The organism is Bifidobacterium platyrrhinorum (assembly GCF_010667645.1).
In the GTDB taxonomy this organism is placed as follows: Bacteria; Actinomycetota; Actinomycetes; order Actinomycetales; family Bifidobacteriaceae; genus Bifidobacterium; species Bifidobacterium platyrrhinorum.
On sequence record NZ_WHZV01000004.1, the window covers coordinates 113,065 to 133,048 of the forward strand.

Annotated in this window: 18 protein-coding genes and 1 tRNA gene; 12 read left to right on the forward strand and 7 right to left on the reverse strand. The window is 65.9% G+C overall.

The genetic code is table 11. The annotated features are described in order from the left end of the window. Positions 1 to 93: 93 nt before the first annotated feature. Together nth and GFD21_RS05870 are read right to left on the reverse strand one after the other, a co-directional pair. Positions 94 to 759, reverse strand: a complete 666-nt coding sequence (gene nth, locus GFD21_RS05865) for an endonuclease III (protein WP_163197010.1) — start codon at positions 757 to 759, stop codon at positions 94 to 96. A gap of 50 nt (positions 760 to 809) precedes the next feature. Beyond that, complete coding sequence (locus tag GFD21_RS05870) at positions 810 to 1,553, reverse strand: winged helix-turn-helix transcriptional regulator (RefSeq protein ID WP_163197089.1); 744 nt, start codon at positions 1,551 to 1,553, stop codon at positions 810 to 812. A 593-nt stretch (positions 1,554 to 2,146) separates the two neighbouring features. On the opposite strand from GFD21_RS05870, the gene GFD21_RS05875 reads away from it, so the two are divergent. Beyond that, complete coding sequence (locus GFD21_RS05875; RefSeq protein WP_163197011.1) at positions 2,147 to 2,884, forward strand: hypothetical protein; 738 nt, start codon at positions 2,147 to 2,149, stop codon at positions 2,882 to 2,884. A gap of 316 nt (positions 2,885 to 3,200) precedes the next feature. On the opposite strand, the gene GFD21_RS05880 is transcribed toward GFD21_RS05875, so the two are convergent. From GFD21_RS05880 to GFD21_RS05890, 3 genes are all read right to left on the reverse strand, one after another. Continuing rightward, positions 3,201 to 3,779, reverse strand: coding sequence for a manganese efflux pump MntP (locus GFD21_RS05880; protein ID WP_191996876.1), 579 nt, complete (start codon positions 3,777 to 3,779; stop codon positions 3,201 to 3,203). Between the two features lie 181 nt (positions 3,780 to 3,960). Beyond that, positions 3,961 to 4,455 carry an inorganic diphosphatase gene (locus GFD21_RS05885; RefSeq protein ID WP_163197012.1) on the reverse strand — a complete coding sequence of 165 codons (495 nt, stop codon included), beginning with the start codon at positions 4,453 to 4,455 and terminating at the stop codon, positions 3,961 to 3,963. A 61-nt stretch (positions 4,456 to 4,516) separates the two neighbouring features. Beyond that, positions 4,517 to 6,754, reverse strand: a complete 2,238-nt coding sequence (locus GFD21_RS05890; RefSeq protein WP_163197091.1) for an alpha-1,4-glucan--maltose-1-phosphate maltosyltransferase — start codon at positions 6,752 to 6,754, stop codon at positions 4,517 to 4,519. A gap of 374 nt (positions 6,755 to 7,128) precedes the next feature. Here GFD21_RS05890 and GFD21_RS05895 point away from each other — a divergent pair, with 374 nt between their 5' ends. Next, positions 7,129 to 9,033 (forward strand): cell surface protein, encoded by a 1,905-nt coding sequence (locus tag GFD21_RS05895; protein ID WP_163197013.1) that lies wholly within the window; start codon positions 7,129 to 7,131, stop codon positions 9,031 to 9,033. A gap of 50 nt (positions 9,034 to 9,083) precedes the next feature. Here GFD21_RS05895 and GFD21_RS05900 read toward each other — a convergent pair. Next, a tRNA-Met gene (locus tag GFD21_RS05900) sits at positions 9,084 to 9,160 on the reverse strand. A gap of 178 nt (positions 9,161 to 9,338) precedes the next feature. Between GFD21_RS05900 and GFD21_RS05905 the strand changes: the two genes are divergently transcribed. The 10 genes from GFD21_RS05905 (at position 9,339) to nucS (ending at position 18,786) form a co-directional block, all read left to right on the forward strand. Next, the gene (locus tag GFD21_RS05905; RefSeq protein WP_163197014.1) at positions 9,339 to 10,373 is read left to right on the forward strand and encodes a homoserine O-succinyltransferase; all 1,035 of its coding nucleotides are present in this window, start codon (positions 9,339 to 9,341) and stop codon (positions 10,371 to 10,373) included. A 463-nt stretch (positions 10,374 to 10,836) separates the two neighbouring features. Then, the gene (gene atpB / locus GFD21_RS05910; RefSeq protein WP_163197015.1) at positions 10,837 to 11,649 is read left to right on the forward strand and encodes a F0F1 ATP synthase subunit A; all 813 of its coding nucleotides are present in this window, start codon (positions 10,837 to 10,839) and stop codon (positions 11,647 to 11,649) included. A 52-nt stretch (positions 11,650 to 11,701) separates the two neighbouring features. Beyond that, positions 11,702 to 11,932, forward strand: a complete 231-nt coding sequence (atpE, locus tag GFD21_RS05915; RefSeq protein ID WP_034528870.1) for an ATP synthase F0 subunit C — start codon at positions 11,702 to 11,704, stop codon at positions 11,930 to 11,932. A 55-nt stretch (positions 11,933 to 11,987) separates the two neighbouring features. Continuing rightward, complete coding sequence (locus GFD21_RS05920; protein WP_318643738.1) at positions 11,988 to 12,506, forward strand: F0F1 ATP synthase subunit B; 519 nt, start codon at positions 11,988 to 11,990, stop codon at positions 12,504 to 12,506. Between the two features lie 28 nt (positions 12,507 to 12,534). After that, complete coding sequence (locus GFD21_RS05925; protein WP_163197017.1) at positions 12,535 to 13,365, forward strand: F0F1 ATP synthase subunit delta; 831 nt, start codon at positions 12,535 to 12,537, stop codon at positions 13,363 to 13,365. A 97-nt stretch (positions 13,366 to 13,462) separates the two neighbouring features. After that, positions 13,463 to 15,091 carry a F0F1 ATP synthase subunit alpha gene (gene atpA, locus GFD21_RS05930; RefSeq protein WP_163197018.1) on the forward strand — a complete coding sequence of 543 codons (1,629 nt, stop codon included), beginning with the start codon at positions 13,463 to 13,465 and terminating at the stop codon, positions 15,089 to 15,091. Between the two features lie 3 nt (positions 15,092 to 15,094). Further along, the gene (locus tag GFD21_RS05935) at positions 15,095 to 16,015 is read left to right on the forward strand and encodes a F0F1 ATP synthase subunit gamma (protein ID WP_163197019.1); all 921 of its coding nucleotides are present in this window, start codon (positions 15,095 to 15,097) and stop codon (positions 16,013 to 16,015) included. A 9-nt stretch (positions 16,016 to 16,024) separates the two neighbouring features. After that, positions 16,025 to 17,512, forward strand: coding sequence for a F0F1 ATP synthase subunit beta (atpD, locus tag GFD21_RS05940; RefSeq protein ID WP_163197020.1), 1,488 nt, complete (start codon positions 16,025 to 16,027; stop codon positions 17,510 to 17,512). Further along, entirely contained in the window at positions 17,512 to 17,808 is a 297-nt protein-coding gene (locus GFD21_RS05945) for a F0F1 ATP synthase subunit epsilon (protein ID WP_163197021.1), read from the forward strand. The genes atpD and GFD21_RS05945 overlap by 1 nt, the downstream gene beginning before the upstream one ends. A 207-nt stretch (positions 17,809 to 18,015) precedes the next feature. Next, the gene (gene nucS, locus GFD21_RS05950) at positions 18,016 to 18,786 is read left to right on the forward strand and encodes an endonuclease NucS (protein WP_163197092.1); all 771 of its coding nucleotides are present in this window, start codon (positions 18,016 to 18,018) and stop codon (positions 18,784 to 18,786) included. Between the two features lie 180 nt (positions 18,787 to 18,966). On the opposite strand, the gene GFD21_RS05955 is transcribed toward nucS, so the two are convergent. Next, positions 18,967 to 19,956, reverse strand: coding sequence for an FKBP-type peptidyl-prolyl cis-trans isomerase (locus GFD21_RS05955; RefSeq protein ID WP_163197022.1), 990 nt, complete (start codon positions 19,954 to 19,956; stop codon positions 18,967 to 18,969). Between the last annotated feature and the right edge of the window lie 28 nt (positions 19,957 to 19,984).

Below are 19,984 nucleotides of genomic sequence, written 5' to 3' on the forward strand. Positions count from 1 at the left end.
CGCAATGGTCGGACGGGTGGGAGGGGGGTCGGTCGGGTCTTTCCCGGATACGCCGGTGATGTGTCTGCGCCGCGTCGCCGCCGTGCCGCCATGTCACGCCGCGCCGGCGGCCGGGCATGTGGCGGCCAGAGGGCATTCGACGCAATCGGGCCTGCGCGCGTGGCAGGTCGCGCGGCCGAACAGGATGAGTCGGTGGCTCAGGTCCGTCCATTCTCCGGGCGGGAAGCAGGCGGTGATCTCCCGTTCGACCGCCACCGGATCGGGGTGCGCGTCACGCCAGTCCGAACGCCAGCGCAGCCGGCCGGTCACGCGCATCACATGCGTGTCGACCGGGAAACCGGGGATGCCGAACGCGTTGCCCAGCACGACGTTCGCGGTCTTGCGGCCCACGCCGGGCAGCGAGGTAAGCTCCTTCATCGTGCGTGGCACCTCGCCGCCGAAACGTTCGTCGAGCGCGACGGCCAGTCCCAGCAGATGCTTCGTCTTCGAACGATAGAAGCCGAGCGGATGGATGATGTCCTCCACCTCCTGCGGGTTCGCCGCCGCCAGGTCGGCGGCTTCCGGGAAGCGCGCGAACAGTTCCGGCGTGACCGTGTTGACGCGCCTGTCGGTCGTCTGCGCGCTCAGGACGGTGGCGATGAGCAGCTGGAGGGGGTTGGAGAAATGCAGCGCGCATTCCGGCGCGGGGAAGACCTCGCGCAGAATCGCGTATTCGTCATGCATGCGGGCCTGACGCGCCCGCTTCGATTCACGAACCATATGCCGGTCCTGTCGGTCTCGCACGTCCGACGCGCATCCGCGCGACGATGTCAGTCGTCGGTCGGGGCCTGGCGTGCGGCGGATTTGGCGGCCGACTCCTCGGACTCGTCGTCCGGCGGGTCGAAGCGGTAGCCGACGTTGCGCACGGTGCCGATGAGATGCTCGTATTCGCCGCCGAGCTTGGCGCGCAGACGACGGATGTGCACGTCGACGGTGCGGGTGCCGCCGTAGTAGTCGTAGCCCCACACCTCCTGCAGCAGCTGCGCGCGCGTGAAGACGCGGCCCGGATGCTGCACCAGGTATTTGAGCAGCTCGAACTCCTTGTACGCCAGGTCGATGGGATGGCCGTGCAGGGAGGCGGTGTAGCCGTTCGTGTCCACGATGAGGTCGCCGGAACGGATCTGGCCGTCCTCGTTGGTCACGCCCTTGTCGCCGGCGGAGGCCGTGTTGGCGGCGGCCGGCGCGTTGCCGCGTTCGGAGACGAGCCTCAGACGGCCCTCGACCTCGGCCGGGGAGGCGGTCGAGACCACCACGTCGGCGATGCCCCACTGCGAGTTGACGACGGTGAAGCCGCCTTCGGTGAGGATCAGGACGATCGGCGTGGACAGCCCGGAGGCGTGGATGAGGTTGCACAGGGTCTTGGCCGTGGCCAGATCGTCACGGGCGTCAAGGAACAGGATGGTGTTCTCCGGCATCTTCACCAGGCTGGCCGCGTCCATCGGCAGGACGCGCACGCGGTGGGACAGCAGGGCGAGCGAAGGCAGTACGGAGGCGGGGTTGCTGGCGAACGTCATCAACGTCAGGTCAGTCACGTCATACCCCTCTCATGATGAGGACGCCGCAGGTGACGGCGGCACCCCTCGAAATGACGGCAACCATGCGGGAACGCGACCAAGCGGGCGGAACGTCCGGGTACAAGTCGGGATCCTGGTGATGGAAACCCTTGTGAATACTGAGCATGATTGTACGCGCACACATGGGACACATGGTGTTAACTTGCGTGACAACAACGTGCGGTCGACGGCCGCGAATCGTTGATTCCGCGCGGCTGCACGGTCGTCGGGGGCGCTCGTCGGCAAACGGCGTCCGGCATATGGAGGCGTCCATCATATGGTCGGTGCGGTGGTGCGGCGGTGGTGCGGCGGTGGTGCGGTGGCGGTGCGGTGACATACGGAAGGCCGTCATGCCAGAGCCCATCAGGCTATCGGCTCGGCGCACGGATGGGGCGCAGGCGGGGCGGGGCGGGCGCATCGTCATGCGGAAGGGCGCGGGAGGCGTCCGGCGCCCCGGGCGGCCGCATCCCCGCGCGCATCCGGCACGGCGGGTAGGATTGGTGCAGTTGTCCGGATCCTCGGATCCGCAAGGTACGGGAAGTGCGGGAGTGACTATGGCAGGTGGGACCGTCGGCAAGTGGGATGCGAAGCGCGGGGCGATGCTCGGCGCGCAGGCGCTCGCGTACGCGTTGTTCATCGTGGTCGGCGCCGTATGGGGCGTCGGCCTGTCCGGCGCGGGCATCGTCGCCAACATCGTCGCGCTGGTCCTCATGGTGGTCGTGCTGGCGGTGTTCCACTGGTTCTGGCCGTTCCGCGCGTCCGCCGTCGACAGGGTCATCGGTCTGGTCGTAGGCCTGCTGTCCATCGTGTGCGTCGCCTCGCCGTCGGTCGGCGGGATCATCATGCCGCTGGACCGCGGCATCGAGGACAGCGCCCTCAAGCTCGACACCTATCCCGAGGCGCGCTGGGCCGCGGCGGTGGCCGGACTGCTCGTCGTGCTCACCATCGTGTCGTTCGGGCGGCAGATGCTGCGCGAGGAGCGTTCGCACCTCATCCGTGCGCTGTCCCACTGCGTGACCGGCGGCGCCGCCTCGATCTCGCTGGCCGGATGGTATTTCATCCCGTACGTGGTGTCCGGAGCCTTCACCGCCTCCTCCGCGATGTTCGCGGGGACCGTCGTGGTGATGGTGCTGTTCGCTCTCGTCCTCGCCGTCGCCTCCGTGTGGTGGCTCAGGGAGCTCGACCCGGATCCGGTGCAGCCCGCGCCGTGGATCGGCGTCGCGATGCTGCCGTTCATGTTCTACGGTCTGGTGGTCTTCGCCGCGGCCCTGCTCCTGCAGATCCTGGGCTGAACCGGTCCGCGGGTTCGTTCCCACGTGGCCTCCGTTGTTCGGGGTGTCCGTGGGTCTTCTTGGAATCCTGTACTTGGTCCGTTCCTATCCGGGGGTTCTATGGCCTTTTTATCCGGGGCTGATCATCTTCGGCGGCGGAATTTACGGAGATAAGCCTATTGCTCCGTAATATCCGCCGCTGAGATTCGGTAAGCGGCGGATATTACGGAGCTGGCGGATGATTTCCGTGGAAACCGCCCCTGAGAACACATAAGCGGCGGTTCCTACGGAGAATGGGAAACATTCCCGTAGGAACCGCCGCCGAAGCGTCGTCGAATCAGAAGGCGATGATGCCGAGATGCTCGAGCAGCACCTTGACGCCGATTATGATGAGCACCGCGCCGCCGGCGATCCGCGCGGGCTTCTGCCAGCGGGCTCCGAACGCGCGGCCGATGTAGATGCCGGCGATCGAGAACAGGCCGGTCACCACGCCCATAGCGGCCACGGTGAACGCGATGTTGATCTTCATGAGCCCCAGGCTCACGCCCACGGCGAAGGCGTCGATGCTGCACGCCACGGCCAGCGGCAGCATGTGCTTCCAGTCGAATTCGGGGGTCTCCTTGGCGTTCTCCTCGTCCTCCTCGAACGCCTCGCGGATCATGTTGCCGCCGATCACGGCCAGCAGGAAGAAGATGATCCAGTGATCCACGCTCGTCACATAGGATGCGAACGCGGAGGCGGTGAAGATGCCGAGCAGCGGGAACAGGGCCTGGAAGCCGCCGAACCACAGGCCGCATTTCAGGGCGTCGACGAACCTCGCCCGCTTGACGGTCAGCCCTTTGCCGATGGACACGGCGAACGCGTCCATGGCCACGGAAACGGAAATGAGCAACGATTGGATGATCATCGAAATCATGGTGTGTGCGTGAATGGTTCATCCCGCACGGCCTCTTCGCGCCGTATCCCACGGGATGGGCCTCGACCAGCGTTCCCACACGCCGCCTACGCCTAGGTGAAATTACGAGGTTCCAGTATACCCGTACCAACGAAAAAGGCTCCCCGAAGGGAGCCTTTGTCATCTCACCGAAGCGACCACGTCACTTGGAGGAATTCGCGAGGCGCTCGCGCGCCTCCTTGATCTCCTTCTCGGCGACGTCCGCACCGGTCCAGTAGTCGCCCGGGAGGACCTCCTTGTTGGGCTCGAGGGCCTTGTACTGCTCGAAGAAGTGCTTGATCTCCTTGAGGTGGTACTCGTTGACGTCCTTGACGTCCTGGATGCCGTCGTAGCGGACGTCGGCCGGCACGCACAGCACCTTGTCGTCGCCGCCCTCTTCGTCCTCCATGTGGTACAGGCCCACGGCGCGGCACTCGATGACGCAGCCCGGGAACACGGAGTTGTTCACCATGACGAGCGCGTCCAGCGGATCGCCGTCCTCGCCCAGGGTGCCCTCGATGTAGCCGTAGTCGTCCGGGTAGCCCATGGCGGTGAACAGTTCGCGGTCCAGGAAGACGCGGCCGGTCTCCTGGTCGACTTCGTACTTGTTCTTCGAGCCGCGCGGGATCTCCACCACGACGTTGAAGGTTTCAGCCATAATCGGTTTCTCCTTGGTTCGGTTGTTGTTCGTTACTCACCATACCGCGAATCGCGGCGAATCACTCGCCGTATTCGTGCACGACGGTGAAGATGTGCGCCACGTCGGCCCACGGGGCGAGTGAGACGAAATTGTCCCAGCCCCACGCGAAGTCGCGGCCGGTCAGCTCGTCGCGCAGGTGCGCGCCCCACTTCGGGTCGACGCCGAACTCCGGCATCTCGAAGTGGACCATCGCCTGATGCGCGTTATGGCAGTCGAGGTTGACGACCACGATGAGCGTCTCCGGCTTGCCGGACTTCGTCAGCGTGGCCGGCGTGTGGCGCGCGAACGCGAGGATGTTCGGGTCGCTGGTCTCCAGCACGTGCAGGTTGTGGTAGCTGAACGCCTCCACATGCTCGCGGCGGATGCGGTTGAGCGAGGTGAGCAGCTCGGCGATGCCGTACTTGTCCGCCTCGGACCAGTCGCGCACCTTGATCTCGTACTTCTCGTTGTTGCGCTGCTCCTCGAAGCCGGCGCGCTGCTGGTTCTCGATGAGCTCGAAGCCGTTGTAGATGCCCCAGCTCGGCGAGCCCATCGCGGCGAGCACGGCGCGCACCGCATGGCCGGCGATGCCGTTGTCGCGCACGTATGCGGTGAGGATGTCCGGCGTGGTCGGCCAGAACGTGTTGTGCTGGTAGTAGCCGTCGTCGCCGTTGGTGGTGCCGAGGTACTCCTCCAGCTGGTCCTTCGTGTTGCGCCACGGGAAGTAGCAGTGCGACTGGGTGAAGCCCACGTAGCTCAGCGCGCGCATCATGCCCGGGCGGGTGAACGCCTCGGCGAGGAACAGCACCTCCGGATGCTTCTTCGTGACCGCGGCGATGACGTCCTGCCAGAAGCGCACCGGCTTGGTGTGCGGGTTGTCGACGCGGAAGATGGTCACGCCCGCCTCGATCCACAGGTTCATGATGCGCTCGACCTCGCGCTCGATGCCCGGCATGTCCGCGTTGAAGTCGATCGGGTAGATGTCCTGGTACTTCTTCGGCGGGTTCTCGGCGAACGCGATCGTGCCGTCCGGCTTGGTGCGGAACCAGTTCGGATGCTGCTTGACCCACGGGTGGTCGGGCGAGCACTGCAGGGCGAAGTCGAGCGCGATCTCGAGACCCATCTCATGCGCCTTCGCGCACAGGGCCTTGAAATCGTCCATCGTGCCGAGCAGCGGGTCGACGGTGTCATGGCCGCCGAGCGCGCTGCCGATGCCGAACGGCGAGCCCGGATCGTCCGGACCGGCGACAAGCGCGTTGTCCTTGCCCTTGCGGTTCGTCACGCCGATCGGGAAGATCGGCGGCAGGTACACGATGTCGAAGCCCTCGGCCTTCGCGCGCTCCAGGCCGGAGACGGAGGTCTTCAGCGTTCCCTGCACGATCTTGCCGGTCTCCTCGTCCACGTACGCGCCCTCGGAACGCGGGAAGAACTGGTACCAGGCGGCGAAGCTGGACTTCGGGCGCTGGACCAGGAAACGCTGCGGGGCGCTCGCGGACAGGCCGTCGCGCAGCGGGTTGGTCTCGTGCAGTTCGGTGACCTCGGCGGTCGTGGCGGCGGCGAGACGGTCCTCGGGGGAGAGGGTCTGGTCGGTCATGGTCTTGGCGGCCGTCTCGAGCACCTTGCGCTGGGCGGCCTTGAGCTTCGCGTCCGGGGTGTGCGCCCAGCGCTCGAGCAGCTGCGCGCCGGAGATCAGCGTGTTCTCGACGTCGTCGTTCACCTTCACCTTGATGGCGGCGTCATGCAGCCAGGAACGGTAGGTGTCCTCCCAGCCCTCGACGGTGACGCTCCACTCGCCCAACTGGCGCTTGACCTGCGAGAACTCGGGTTCCCACGGCTTGGCGTCGGAGTGCTCGCCGCAGGTGAGGGTCACGGCCCAACGGTCGAGGCCGGGGTTGACGCAGGTCATCGGCAGACGCTGCATCTCCTTGCCGCGGTGGTTGCGCACGACGGCGGTGGCCCCCACCTTGGTGCGGCCCTCGATGAACACCTGCGCGGTGACCTCGAACGGCTCGCCCAGTTCGACGCGCGCCGGGTAGATGCCGCGCTCCTCGTTCGGGGTGACGTCCATGATGTTGATGCGGCCGAACTGGCCCGCCTCGGTGACGGGGATGGTCTGCGCCGGGGTCTCGCCCACGACGGTGACGGTCATCTCTTCGGGCTTCGCGCTCCTGCGCCTGCGGGTGGTCGCGGTCCGCTTCCTCGTCGTACGCGCGGTCTTGGCACCCTTCTCCGCCTTGACTGCGTCCTCTTCCTTCTTCTCGGCCATGGCATCGTTCATTTCGCTGTTGGTCGTCTTCGACATGGCGACCTCCTCCTTACTACTTGCGCATCGCGTTACTCACATATCGCGATTGGATGTTGCCACACGGCCCATTGTAGGGAGTCCCATGTCAAATCGGCCCGGTTTTCCGGGGATTGATGTGGACAACCCGGTGGGTGAACGCTCACGGATGTGGATGATCCGGATCCACGCCTCCCGCGAACGGCGTCATGTGGATAACCCGTCCGTCCCGGGCGACGCCGACACGCCCGCCACGGGGAGCCCTGTACACATGGGTCGGGATTCCGCCGCCGCGGGACGCGACCCTGCCAGTCTGGTATCCATCCGCACGTCGACGAGGACGCGCGGGGAACGACAGGGAAGGAAGCATCATGACCAGGACATCGAGACGGCTGGCCGCGGCCGTCACGCTCATCGCGTCGGCGCTGGCGCTGGCATGCGCGCCGGCCGCCACCGCCGGCTCGCTCACCGCGCCGCCCGGCGGCACCAACCTCACCTACCCCATCGACGGGCGCAACCTGCTGATCGGCGCGATCGCGCAGGAGACGGACGGCCGTCTCGTCTACTGCATGGAGGCGGGCAAGGCGGCCCGTTTCAGCTACACCGAGGAACTGCGCGTGACCGACGGCGACGCCGCCCGACGGATCGCGTGGCTCGCCGAACGCCACCGGAAGGACCGCGACGCGCGGACCCACGCCGCCATAGGCATCCTCGTGCACGACGTCTTCGATCCCGACCAGACCGAGTGGGCGCGGCACCACGAACAGATCAACGCCAGGCACGACGGCCTCGATGCGCTCGCGGAGCGGCTTATGGAGGAGGCCGGCGCGCAGATGCCGTCCGGCGTGCGCACCGAATCCTCGATGGTCGACGGGCTGCGCACCGGCTGGGTGGACGCCTCCGTGACCACCGCGTCGGGCGCCGCCATCGCCGGGGTGCGGTACACGCTCCGGCTCGAGGGACCGGCCCGTTTCGACGCCGCGGACGGCGACGGGACCACCGTCTCCGGGGTGTCGGGCACGTCGCCGGTGCGCCACGCCTGGACCGCCACCGGGGCGGGCGAGGTGAAGGTCCACACGACCTACGACCGGGCGTACGTCAATCAGCTCGTCAGCGAGCAGGACTTCATCCGGTTCGGCGGGTACGACGCCGTCTCGCACGCCGGCGTGAGCTTCCGCGTGCGCAAGGACTTCACGCCCGCGGTCGCGACCGTCGCCTCCGACAGGATCGTCGACGCCGGCGGCACCGTGTCCGACGAGGTCACATCGGCGGTGAGCGGCGAGGACAGCCATTGGGTGCCGGGTCTGGAGCTCGTGGCCGACGGCTGGTATTTCGACGACATCCCCGCCGCCCGCCTCGTCGACGCCATGTCCCCGGACAAGGGCGAAAGCGCGCGGGACTTCCTCGACCGCATCGCACGGCGCGGCTATGAGCCGGCGGCGTGGGGCACGGCGACGTTCACCGGGCCCGGCCAGACGGTCACGGCCACGGCGCGGACCGGCGACGGCGACGAATACCATGCGCCCGCGCGCGGCGGCATCGGCACGTGGGTGTGGGCGTTCGACGTGTCCCGGCAGAGCGACGAGGCGCGGCAATACGTGCTCGCCGACGCGGTCAGCGGGTTCCTCGAGCATGCGGAGACCAATTCGAACCGCGCCAAGGTGGAGGTCGAGTCGAGCGTCACCGAGCACACGGCCGGTGTCGGCGCGCACTTGAGCGACACCATCGTCGTCAGCGGGTTCCCCGACGACCACGGCACGTTCATGGGCGACGAGGCGTACGGGCTCAAGGCGGACGAGCCTCTTGCGCAGGTGAGCGTGTGGTGGGCCGGCGACCCGGACGACCCGTCCAACGACGACGCCTACGAGCCGTCCGGGGCGGGGGAGCCCACGCCGGACCGCAACCACCGGCTCATCGGCACATGGGACTATCCGGCGGTCAACGGCAGGATACGCGTCGGCGGCGGCGCCGAGGACGCGCACGGAGACCCGGTCCGGATCATCGCCGAAAGCCACGGCTGGTACGTGTTCGTCTGGAAATTCGCCGGCGACGACAGGGTGATGCCCGCCGCCAGCCGATATGACGACACGTGGGAGCACACACGGGTGACCGTGCCGGCGGAGACGGAGGAGCCGCCGGGGAGCGGCGACGAGGACGAGCCGGACAGGCCGCTGCCCGTCACCGGCGTGGATGTGGCCGTCGCCTTCGTCGTGGCCGTCTCGGCGGTCGCCGTGGGCGCCTTCATGCTCGCCGTCATCCGCCGCCGCACCCCCTGATCGGAATACGAAAACCGCCGTTCCGGGTGAATCCGGGAACGGCGGTCAATTGGTAGCGGGGCATGGATTTGAACCATGGACCTCTGGGTTATGAGCCCAGCGAGCTACCGAGCTGCTCCACCCCGCGACGGCTTGTCCTTGCGACAGCTCAATCTAAGATACTGTTCATCGGGCATATGTCAAATCGGTGGCACGCCGGCGTGTCGCGCCGGGGGCGTTCGCATCGCGCGCCGTGATAAGCGGTGATAACGAACGGGTATGACGCCGTCCGCGTCGCATATCCGCGCCGCGGCCATAATGAAGACATGCCTATCAAGATTCCCAGCGGCCTGCCGGCCAGAGCCATCCTCGACTCGGAACGCATCTTCGCGCTCGAGAAGCCCGAGGCGGAACGCCAACGCGTCCGCCCGCTCAAACTGGTGATCCTGAACCTCATGCCCAAGAAGATAGAGACGGAGACGCAGCTGCTGCGCCTCATCTCGAAATCCCCGCTGCAGGTCGAGGTCGACTTCATGAAGACCTCCACGCATGAGTCGACGCACGTCTCCGCCGACCACCTGCTCAAGTTCTACGAGAACCTCGACGCCTTCGCCGACAACTACTACGACGGCTTCGTCGTCACCGGCGCCCCGGTCGAGCACCTGCCGTTCGAGCAGGTCGACTATTGGGAGGAGTTCGAATCCATCCTCGACTGGGCGTCCACCCACGTGTTCTCCACCATGTATCTGTGCTGGGGTGCGATGGGCGCGCTCTACCGGCGTTACGGCGTGCGCAAGGTCGACTACGCCGAGAAGATCTTCGGCGTCTTCCCCCAGTACCTGCAGGACGAATACTGCTTCCTGACCAACGGCTTCGACGAGATCGCCCTGCAGCCGCATTCACGCCTCGCCGGCGTGGACGAGGACGACGTGCGCGCCAACCCGGACCTGCAGATCCTCACCTGGGGCCCGCAGTCCGGCCCGGGCCTGGTCGCCACGCGCGACTTCTCCGAGGTGTTCGCGCTCGGCCACTGGGAGTACGGCAAGTACACGCTGGCCGAGGAGTACGAGCGCGACATGGCCAAGGGCATGACCAACGTGCCGTTCCCGAAGAACTACTTCCCGCACGACGACCCGGGCCTCGAGCCGCTGTTCGCCTGGCGCGCGCACGCCAACCTGCTGTGGCGCAACTGGCTCAACTGGGTGTACCAGACCACGCCCTACGACCTTGCGGAGGTGCCGCGTCTGCGCGCCGAGAAGCGCCTCGGCACCGACCGGTCCATCCGGCACGAGCCGGGCGGGCCGCGCAAGGACGGTTTCGCCCCGTTCGAGCATGATGGCTATGGCGTGATCCGCGGCTGAGCCGCATCGCGGCCCGTTCCGTCTGGTTCGCTTGGTCCGGGCCGCCCGTCAGTTCCTTACCGCGCCCTGAACCACCCCCTGTCCGTGCCCCGGACAGGGGGTGGTTCAGTATATGGACTGCCTGTCCTCGTGTCGATTATCACAGATTGATAACGCTTTCCGCAGACGGAAAACACGGGAAAACGCCGCAAATCGTTGACATTCCGTCAGGACGCGTGCCGGCCGCGTGGCGGATGCGCGAAAACGGACAACACGCCTGTGGAATGTGCGTGGAGATTTGTCCGAAGACGGGCCAATAATCGCTGTTCAGTCATTCGAGACCCGGTGGTCGGACGTCCGATTCCGTCGGGGGAGCGGCCCGGGCTCGGATAGGGGAAGACGGAAGACGAATTCACCGACACGTCACATTCGCCGACCCAGTTGGTCTAAACTGACACCTGACTAGAAGAAGCAGGAGGCGCGAATGATTGGTGCTGCACTGACCTCGCTGACGATGGCGAGCGCGACGCAACCGGAGTACCCAAGCATCGACGATTTTCTCCCTCCGGAACTGCTGTTCCAGGGAACCCCGTTCGCCATTAATCGAATCATCCTCGTCCGCATCATCGCGACGATCATCATGCTGCTCGTCCTGGGCGTCACCGCCAGCCGCGTGAAGCTCATCCCGGGCCGTTGGCAGGGCGCCATCGAATGGCTCATCGAGTTCGTGCGCGACCAGATCGTCTACCAGGTGATGGGCGAGCTGCGCGGCAAGCGCTACGTGCCGATGATCACCACCGTGTTCTGCACGCTGCTGGTGTTCAACCTGTGCGGCATCATCCCCGGCTTCAACATCGCGGCCTCGGCCACGATCACGCTGCCGCTGGTGTTCGCCATGTGGTGCTTCTGCCAGTACTGGATCGCCGGCATCCGCGAGAAGGGCCTGGGCCACTTCCTGCGCGACGAGCTCTTCCCGAAGGGCGTGCCCGCGCCGATCTACATCCTGTTGTCGCCGATCCAGCTGCTCGAGCTGCTCGTCATCCGCCCGTTCTCGCTGACGATCCGACTCTTCGCCAACATGGTCTCCGGCCACCTCATCCTGGGCCTGTGCCTGTCGGCCACGCAGTTCTTCCTCATCGACATCGCCAACAAGGCCATGGCCCCCTTCGGCGTCATCACGTTCGCCGCGGGCATGTTCATGTTCCTGTTCGAGGCGCTGGTCGCCTGCCTGCAGGCGTACATCTTCGCGATCCTGACGACCGCGTACATCAATATGAGCTTCCCCGAGGCCGACTGACCCAGGGATAGAAACTGTTGCTATCACGGCAATAACCAGAAAGGAAACAACCATGGATATCGTTACCCTCGCTGCGGTTGCGGGCAACCTGAACGTCGTCGGCTACGGCCTCGCGGCCATCGGCCCCGGCATCGGTCTGGGCATCCTGATCGGCAAGACCATCGAGAGCACGGCCCGTCAGCCCGAGCTCGGCGGCCGTCTGCAGACGCTGATGTTCCTTGGTCTGGCGTTCGTCGAGGTGCTGGCGCTGCTCGGCTTCGTCGCCGCCTTCATCTTCCAGTGATCGAAAGCCCATCCGAAACGAATCTCCAAGGACATGAAAGGAGGAAGACGTTATGGTGACTGAAGCAGCAAGCGGTGTCGCGCTGTTCCTGCCGGAAACCTACGACGTGGTGTGGTCGCTGATCATCCTCGTCATCGTCGCCGTATTCTTCTACAAGTTCTTCCTGCCGAAGTTCCAGGCCGTGTTCGATGAGCGCGCCGCCAAGATCGAGGGTGGCATCGCCAAGGCCGAGCAGGCCCAGAAGGACGCCGACGAGGCCAAGGCCAAGTATGAGGCCCAGCTGAGCACCGCCCGCGTCGAGGCCGCCAAGATCCGCGACGACGCCCGTGCCGAGGCATCCCACATCGTGGCCGACGCCCGTTCCCGCGCCGAGTCCGACGCGGCCCAGATCACCGCCAACGCGCAGCGCTCCATCGAGTCGCAGCAGCAGCAGGCGCTGGTCTCGCTCAAGGGCGAGGTCGGCACGCTCGCCACGGCGCTGGCCGGCAAGATCCTGGGCGCCAAGCTCGAGGACAAGGACGTGCAGTCGTCGATGATCGATTCGATGCTCGACGAGCTGGACGCCAAGAAGTGAACATCCGCAACGAGAAAGGGAGGTGACCATGCGAGGAGAGGCATCTCGTATTGCAGACCGCGAGTCGCGTGATTCGCTGGCCCCGAAGCTTCGCGACACCCGTGAGGACGCGTGGCGGATCGGCAACGAACTGTTCACGATCACCCGTGTGCTGGATGACAACATCGCGCTGGACCGCGCGCTGACCGACCCGTCCCGCCCGGTCGCCGACAAGGTGGCCGTCGTCAAGGAGCTCGTCGGCGACCGCGTGCACCCGATGACCATGGAGATCATGGCCGATCTGGTCTCGCGCCGTTGGAGCCTCGCGCGCCACATCGCCAACGCGGTGGAGGATTTCGGCGTGGACGCGATGATGTACTACGCGGACGCCACCGGCGCCACGCTGCGGGTGTCCATCGAGCTGTCGCAGCTGAACTCCGCCCTGCTGAACCTGCCCGTCGTGCGCGCCAAGCTGTACGACGACCAGGCCACCAGCGAGGCCCGCGTCGCGCTGTTCCGCGAGCTGTTCGGCAACAAGGGCCTGAACAAGGTGACCATGCGACTGGCCGAGCACGCCACGTGCAACCTGCGCCGCCGCCGCTACCTGGAGACCATCCAGTGGCTGATCAACAAGTTCTCGCGCCACATGGGCCAGTCGATGGTCACGGTGACCACCGCCACGCCGCTGAGCGACGAGCAGGTCAGGCGACTCGAGAAGGTCTACTCGGCCAAGGCCGGGCGCCCGGTGCACATCAACTCCGTGGTGGACCCGTCCGTGCTGGGCGGCATGCGCATCCAGGTGGGCGACGAGGTCACGGACAACACCGTGGTCGCGCAGCTCGAGCATCTGCACCGGACCGTCAAGGCCGGCACGAACTGACATGCGCGGCAGGGCGCGGGCACATGCCGCGCGCCGCACGCGCTGAACACACAAGCAAAGACTTGCACTGAACAATGAACCAAATGAAGGAGTGATCATGGCAGAACTGACCATCGATCCCGCCTCGATTCGCAAGGCCTTGGACGACTTCGTGTCGTCCTACCAGCCGAGCGACACCCCCACCCAGGAAGTGGGCTATGTCGCCACGGCCGGTGATGGCATCGCGCACGTGACGGGGTTGCCTGGTTGCATGGCCAATGAGCTGCTGACGTTCGAAGACGGCACGCTCGGCCTGGCGTTCAACCTTGACGCCCGTGAGATCGGCGTGGTTATCCTCGGCGATTTCGCTGGAATCGAGGAAGGCCAGGAAGTGCGCCGCACCGGCGAAGTGCTCTCCGTGCCCGTCGGCGACGGCTACCTCGGCCGCGTCGTGGACCCGCTGGGCAAGCCGATCGACGGCCTCGGCGAGATCAAGAGCGAAGGCCGCCGCATCCTCGAAGCCCAGGCTCCGGACGTGATGCACCGCCACCCGGTCGACGAACCGCTGTCCACCGGCCTCAAGGCCATCGACGCGATGACCCCGATCGGCCGCGGCCAGCGCCAGCTCATCATCGGCGACCGCCAGACCGGCAAGACCGCCATCGCGATCGATACCATCATCAACCAGAAGGCGAACTGGGAATCCGGCGACCCGAAGAAGCAGGTGCGCTGCATCTACGTCGCGGTCGGCCAGAAGGGCTCCACCATCGCCTCGGTGAAGCAGAGCCTCGAGGACGCGGGCGCCATGGAGTACACCACCATCGTGGCCTCCCCGGCTTCCGATTCCGCCGGCTTCAAGTACATCGCCCCGTACACCGGCTCGGCCATCGGCCAGCACTGGATGTACAACGGCAAGCACGTGCTCATCGTCTTCGACGACCTGTCGAAGCAGGCCGAGGCCTACCGCTCGATCTCGCTGCTGCTCCGCCGCCCGCCGGGGCGCGAGGCCTACCCGGGTGATGTGTTCTACCTGCACTCCCGTCTGCTCGAACGCTGCGCGAAGGTCTCCGACGACCTCGGCGGCGGCTCGATGACGGGTCTGCCGATCGTCGAGACGAAGGCGAACGACGTGTCCGCCTACATCCCGACCAACGTGATCTCCATCACCGACGGTCAGATCTTCCTGCAGTCCGATCTGTTCAACGCCAACCAGCGTCCCGCCGTGGACGTCGGCATCTCCGTCTCCCGAGTCGGCGGCGCTGCGCAGACCAAGGCCCTCAAGAAGGTCTCCGGCACGTTGAAGATCTCCCTGGCGCAGTACCGTTCGCTGGAATCCTTCGCCATGTTCGCGTCCGATCTGGATGCGGCGTCCAAGGCCCAGCTGACCCGCGGCGCCCACCTGACCGAGCTGTTGAAGCAGCCCCAGTTCCACCCGTATTCGATGGAGCAGGAGGTCGTGTCCGTCTGGACCGGCACCCACGGCAAGCTCGACGACCTCGAGCTGAAGGACGTGCTCCCGTTCGAGCAGGGTCTGCTGGACTACCTCGACCACAACACCGATATCCTCAAGACCATCCGCGAGACCGAGGACTTCACCGCCGACACCGAGGCCGCCCTCGGCAAGGCCGTGGATGCCTTCCGTGCCACCTTCGTCACCTCCGCCGGGAAGCCCCTGGTGGAGAAGAAGCCCGACACCTCCAAGGCCGCCCCGGTCCAGCAGGAAAAGATCGTGGCGGGAGAGAAGTAAGCCATGGGCTCGCAACTCGCATTGAAATCACGCATCCACTCCACCGAGTCGTTGGAGAAGATCTTCAACGCCCAGGAGATGATCGCGTCTTCGCACATCGCCAAGGCCCGCGACGTGGCCCTGAACGCGAAGCCGTACACCGATGCGATTTTCGATGCCGTGCAAGCGTTGGTGGCGCATACCCATATCACGCATCCGATCGCGGTGAAGGACGAGAACAACCCGCGCGTGGCCGTTCTCGCCCTCACCTCGGATCGTGGCATGGCCGGCCCGTACACCTCTTCGATCATCCGCGAGACCGAGTCGCTCCTGGCTCGTCTCGAGGATGCTGGCAAGAAGCCGGAGCTGTTCGTGTACGGGCGTCGTGGTTCGACGTACTACAAGTACCGCAACCGCGACATCGCGGCCACATGGGAAGGTGACACCGACCAGCCCGGCGTGGAAATCGCTGAGACGATCTCCGATGCCCTGATGGACGCCTACATGAAGCCGGCCGACGAGGGTGGGGTCTCCGAGCTCTACATCGTCTACACCGAGTTCATCAACATGGTGGTCCAGAAGGTGCGTGTGCTGCGCATGCTGCCCGTGGAAATCGTGGGGAACGACGCCGTCGTGCCCGATCCGGACCAGCCGGTCGACACGGCGAACATGTCCCCGCTGTACGCCTTCGAGCCGAGCCTGGACGAGGTGCTGGATGCCATTCTGCCGAAGTACATCCAGTCCCGCATCCACGAGTGCCTGCTGACCGCCGCCGCCTCCGAGACGGCGAGCCGCCAGAACGCCATGCACACGGCGACGGACAACGCACGCAATCTGATCGACGATCTCACGCGCAAGCTCAACGCCTCGCGCCAGGCCTCGATCACCCAGGAACTTACCGAGATCATCGGCAGCGCCGACGCGCTGAATACAAAGGAAGAGTAGGAACGCACTATGGCTGAGAATCAGACCACTGTGGCTTCCGAGACCAACGGCGAGCCGATTCACGGACGCGTCACCCGAGTCCAGGGTTCGGTTATCGACGTTGAGTTCCCGGTGGGCCACCTGCCTGACATTTACAACGCCCTGCACGTGACGATCGTCAACACGGGCGCCAAGGAGGAGGGCGAGGCCAGGTCGACCGAGATCACCCTCGAGGTCGAACAGCACCTCGGCGACTCCACCGTCCGCTGCGTCGCGCTGAAGCCGACCGACGGCCTGGTGCGCGGCGCTTCCGTGTACGACACCGGCGCCCCGATCTCCGTGCCGGTCGGCGACGTGACCAAGGGCCACGTCTTCGACGTCGCGGGCAACATCCTCAACAAGAAGCCGGGCGAGACCGTCACCGTCACCGAGCGTTGGCCCATCCACCGCAACCCGCCGGCGTTCGACCAGCTGGAGTCCAAGACCCAGATGTTCGAGACCGGCATCAAGGTCATCGATCTGCTCACCCCGTACGTGCAGGGCGGCAAGATCGGCCTGTTCGGCGGCGCCGGCGTCGGCAAGACCGTCCTCATCCAGGAGATGATCCAGCGCGTGGCGCAGAACCACGGCGGCGTCTCCGTGTTCGCCGGCGTCGGCGAGCGCACCCGTGAGGGCAACGATCTGATCGGCGAGATGGACGAGGCCGGCGTTCTCGAGAAGACCGCCCTGGTCTTCGGCCAGATGGACGAGCAGCCGGGCACCCGTCTGCGCGTGCCGCTGACCGCACTGACCATGGCCGAGTACTTCCGCGACGTGCAGAACCAGGACGTGCTGTTGTTCATCGACAACATCTTCCGCTTCACGCAGGCCGGTTCCGAGGTGTCCACGCTGCTGGGCCGTATGCCTTCCGCCGTGGGCTACCAGCCGAACCTGGCCGACGAGATGGGCGCCCTGCAGGAGCGCATCACCTCGACGCGCGGCCACTCCATCACCTCGCTGCAGGCCATCTACGTGCCGGCCGATGATTACACCGACCCGGCCCCGGCCACGACCTTCGCCCACCTCGACGCGACGACCGAGCTTTCCCGTGACATCGCCTCGAAGGGCATCTACCCGGCCGTGGACCCGCTGAGCTCCACCTCGCGAATCCTCGATCCGCGTTACGTCGGCCAGGCGCACTACGACTGCGCCAACCGCGTCAAGGCGATCCTGCAGCGTAACAAGGAGCTGCAGGACATCATCGCCCTGATCGGCATCGACGAGCTCTCCGAAGAGGACAAGACCACCGTGAACCGCGCCCGTCGCATCGAGCAGTTCCTCGGTCAGAACTTCTACGTGGCCGAGAAGTTCACCGGTCGTCCGGGCTCCTACGTGCCGGCCGACGAGACCATCGAGGCCTTCACCCGCATCTGCGACGGCGTGTACGACGACGTCCCGGAGCAGGCGTTCTCCGGCATCGGCGGCATCGACGACCTCGAGGAGAAGTGGCACAACATGCAGAAGGAACTGGGTGCGTGATGGCTGGATCGGAAAAGACCACGATGAAGGTGAACATCGTCGCCGCCGACCACCCCGTGTGGCACGGCGAGGCGAAAAGCGTGACCATCCCCGCCTCCGAAGGCGGCATGGGCATCCTGCCGAACCATGAGCCGGTGCTCACGGTCATCAAGCAGGGTACGCTCACTGTGGTCGAGCCCGACGACGACCGTCACATGTTCGAAGTGACCGATGGATTCATCTCCTTCGATTCGAACAAGCTGACCGTGGCGGTCGAGCGAGGCCGCGACGTGCAGTACTCCACCACGGAGCGGTGAGTCCGGGCGTCGCCCGCACCCGCCGATTCGGCATCGTAAAGCTCCCTCACCTGCGTGAGGGGGCTTTTTCGTCCCACTGATTCCCATGGTGCAGCGACGCACTTCCTCCATAACCCCGGAACCGTGCGGTTTTCGGCGGGCCACCCCGCGGCGCCTTCACCGCACCATGGAAACGGGGGATCGGGCGGGATGGTACAGTGGCTCGTTATGCGCATCCTCGTCGCCGATTGCTCGGCCGAATACTCCGGCCGTCTCAACGCCTCCCTGCCGCCCGCCCGCCGCGTGTTGCTCATCAAGGCGGACAACAGCCTGCTCATCTTCTCCGAGCTCGGCTCGTACAAGCCGTTGAACTGGATGGCCGCGCCCTGCACGATCCGCGAGATCGTCCCGGAACCCGCCGCCGACGATGTTTCGGGTGACGATGTTTCGGATGACGCCGTTTCGGATGACGCCGCACCCGCCACCGATGACGTCCCGGCCGGCCCGCACCCGGAGAAGGTGCTGCGCGTCACCGCGGACAAAAGCTCCGACATCCTCGAGGTGTCCATCTACCACGTGTATTCGGACGAATCCTACGATCTGGGCGAGGACCCGGGCCTCGTCAAGGACGGCGTCGAGGACCATCTCCAGCAGTACCTCGCCGAGCAGATCGAACGCATCGGCGAAGGCGCGAAACTCGTGCGCCGCGAATACCCGACCGCCATCGGCCCGGTCGACATCATGGCCGTGAACGCGGACGGCGAGCACGTCGCCATCGAGATCAAACGGCACGGCGGCATCGACGGCGTCGAACAGCTCACCCGCTACTGCGAGCTGCTCAACCGCGACCCGCTGCTCGCCCCCGTGCACGGCGTGTTCGCCGCGCAGACCATCACCCCGCAGGCGCGCGTCCTCGCCGAGGACCGCGGCTTCCGCTGCCTGATCCTCGACTACGAGGAGATGAAGGGTGTGGAGGACGACTCCCTGCGCCTGTTCTGAACCGGCCGCGATGGCGTGTCGTCGGCGTTGCTCCTCGGTCGACGTGCCTGAGCACGCCTTCCCTCGGTGCGTCTTGACGCCACGCGCATCGCGGCCCGTTCCGTCGCCCCTCGGCCGGCATATACGATGAAACCCCCTTTCGGTGAGAAAGGGGGTTTCATCATTGCCTTCGCGGCGGCGTCAGTACGCGGCGAGGATGTCGATGACGAAGACGAGCGTCGAATTCGCCGGGATCGACCCCTGCTTCTGATCGCCGTACGCCTTGTCCGGCGGGATGACGAGCAGCACCTGCGAGCCGACGGTCTGGCCCTTGAGGCCCTCCTGCCAGCCGGTGATCACCGAATGGCTGCCGCCGGAGTACAGGTCGGCCTCAAGCGTGGTGTCCTTGGTCCACGAGGAGTCGAACTGGGTGCCGTCGGTCAGCCAGCCGGAGTACTTGACCACGACCGTGTTCGAATCGGTGAGCTCCTTGCCGGTGCCCTTGACGAGCGTCTGCACGACCAGCGAATCCACCGCGCCCTGGCCGTTCATGTCGATGGACGGCTTGCCGTTCTTGGCGCGCGTGACCTTCGGCAGGTTGGCCGGTACGTCCGTGACCTCCTCGCCGGTGGCCTTCGTCAGGTCCTTGGACCTGGAGACCAGCGTGTAGGCGAGCAGGTAGGAGGTGCCGGCGTTGTTGGAGTCGTTGACGCCGAACACGATGGTCGAGTTGAGCTTCAGACCCACCATCTTCGTGTACGGCGGGATCTGGGCGAGGTTCGTGTCGGACAGCTGAATCGAGCAGTCGGGGGTGTTCTTCTCCCACGAGCTCATGAGCTCGGAGCCGTCCTTCGCGTTGAGCGCGATGCCTTGGGCGCACACGCGGTCGCCCTTCTGGATCGTCTCGCCGTCGCCCTCCTGCACGACCGCGTACGTGTTGTTCTGCACGGTCATCGGGGTCTTGAACTTGATGCTCGGCTTCTTGCCGAGGTCGCCGGTCGCGGTCACACCGGCGATCTGGTCCATCTTCGTCGACGAGCTCGAGGAGGAGTCGGACGAGGACGAGGACTTCGAGGAGCCCTTGGAATCGGAGTTCGAGCCGCCGCATGCGGCGAGCGTCGCGCACATGGCGAGCGAGCAGGCGGCCGCCAGCGCGGCGCGGACAACGGAATGAATCGAGGTGTTGCGCATGGCCACCACCCTAGCCGGGAACCGCGAT

Excerpts from the sequence above, each read along its gene's own strand:
- GFD21_RS05895 (WP_163197013.1), top strand. The coding sequence starts at position 7,129 with ATGACCAGGACATCGAGACGGCTGGCCGCGGCCGTCACGCTCATCGCG.
- atpB (WP_163197015.1), top strand. The coding sequence starts at position 10,837 with ATGATTGGTGCTGCACTGACCTCGCTGACGATGGCGAGCGCGACGCAA.
- GFD21_RS05880 (WP_191996876.1), bottom strand. The coding sequence starts at position 3,779 with ATGATTTCGATGATCATCCAATCGTTGCTCATTTCCGTTTCCGTGGCC.
- nth (WP_163197010.1), bottom strand. The coding sequence starts at position 759 with ATGGTTCGTGAATCGAAGCGGGCGCGTCAGGCCCGCATGCATGACGAA.
- GFD21_RS05890 (WP_163197091.1), bottom strand. The coding sequence starts at position 6,754 with ATGAACGATGCCATGGCCGAGAAGAAGGAAGAGGACGCAGTCAAGGCG.
- atpD (WP_163197020.1), top strand. The coding sequence starts at position 16,025 with ATGGCTGAGAATCAGACCACTGTGGCTTCCGAGACCAACGGCGAGCCG.
- GFD21_RS05885 (WP_163197012.1), bottom strand. The coding sequence starts at position 4,455 with ATGGCTGAAACCTTCAACGTCGTGGTGGAGATCCCGCGCGGCTCGAAG.
- GFD21_RS05870 (WP_163197089.1), bottom strand. The coding sequence starts at position 1,553 with ATGACGTTCGCCAGCAACCCCGCCTCCGTACTGCCTTCGCTCGCCCTG.
- atpA (WP_163197018.1), top strand. The coding sequence starts at position 13,463 with ATGGCAGAACTGACCATCGATCCCGCCTCGATTCGCAAGGCCTTGGAC.
- atpE (WP_034528870.1), top strand. The coding sequence starts at position 11,702 with ATGGATATCGTTACCCTCGCTGCGGTTGCGGGCAACCTGAACGTCGTC.
- GFD21_RS05925 (WP_163197017.1), top strand. The coding sequence starts at position 12,535 with ATGCGAGGAGAGGCATCTCGTATTGCAGACCGCGAGTCGCGTGATTCG.
- nucS (WP_163197092.1), top strand. The coding sequence starts at position 18,016 with ATGCGCATCCTCGTCGCCGATTGCTCGGCCGAATACTCCGGCCGTCTC.
- GFD21_RS05945 (WP_163197021.1), top strand. The coding sequence starts at position 17,512 with ATGGCTGGATCGGAAAAGACCACGATGAAGGTGAACATCGTCGCCGCC.
- GFD21_RS05875 (WP_163197011.1), top strand. The coding sequence starts at position 2,147 with ATGGCAGGTGGGACCGTCGGCAAGTGGGATGCGAAGCGCGGGGCGATG.
- GFD21_RS05935 (WP_163197019.1), top strand. The coding sequence starts at position 15,095 with ATGGGCTCGCAACTCGCATTGAAATCACGCATCCACTCCACCGAGTCG.
- GFD21_RS05905 (WP_163197014.1), top strand. The coding sequence starts at position 9,339 with ATGCCTATCAAGATTCCCAGCGGCCTGCCGGCCAGAGCCATCCTCGAC.
- GFD21_RS05955 (WP_163197022.1), bottom strand. The coding sequence starts at position 19,956 with ATGCGCAACACCTCGATTCATTCCGTTGTCCGCGCCGCGCTGGCGGCC.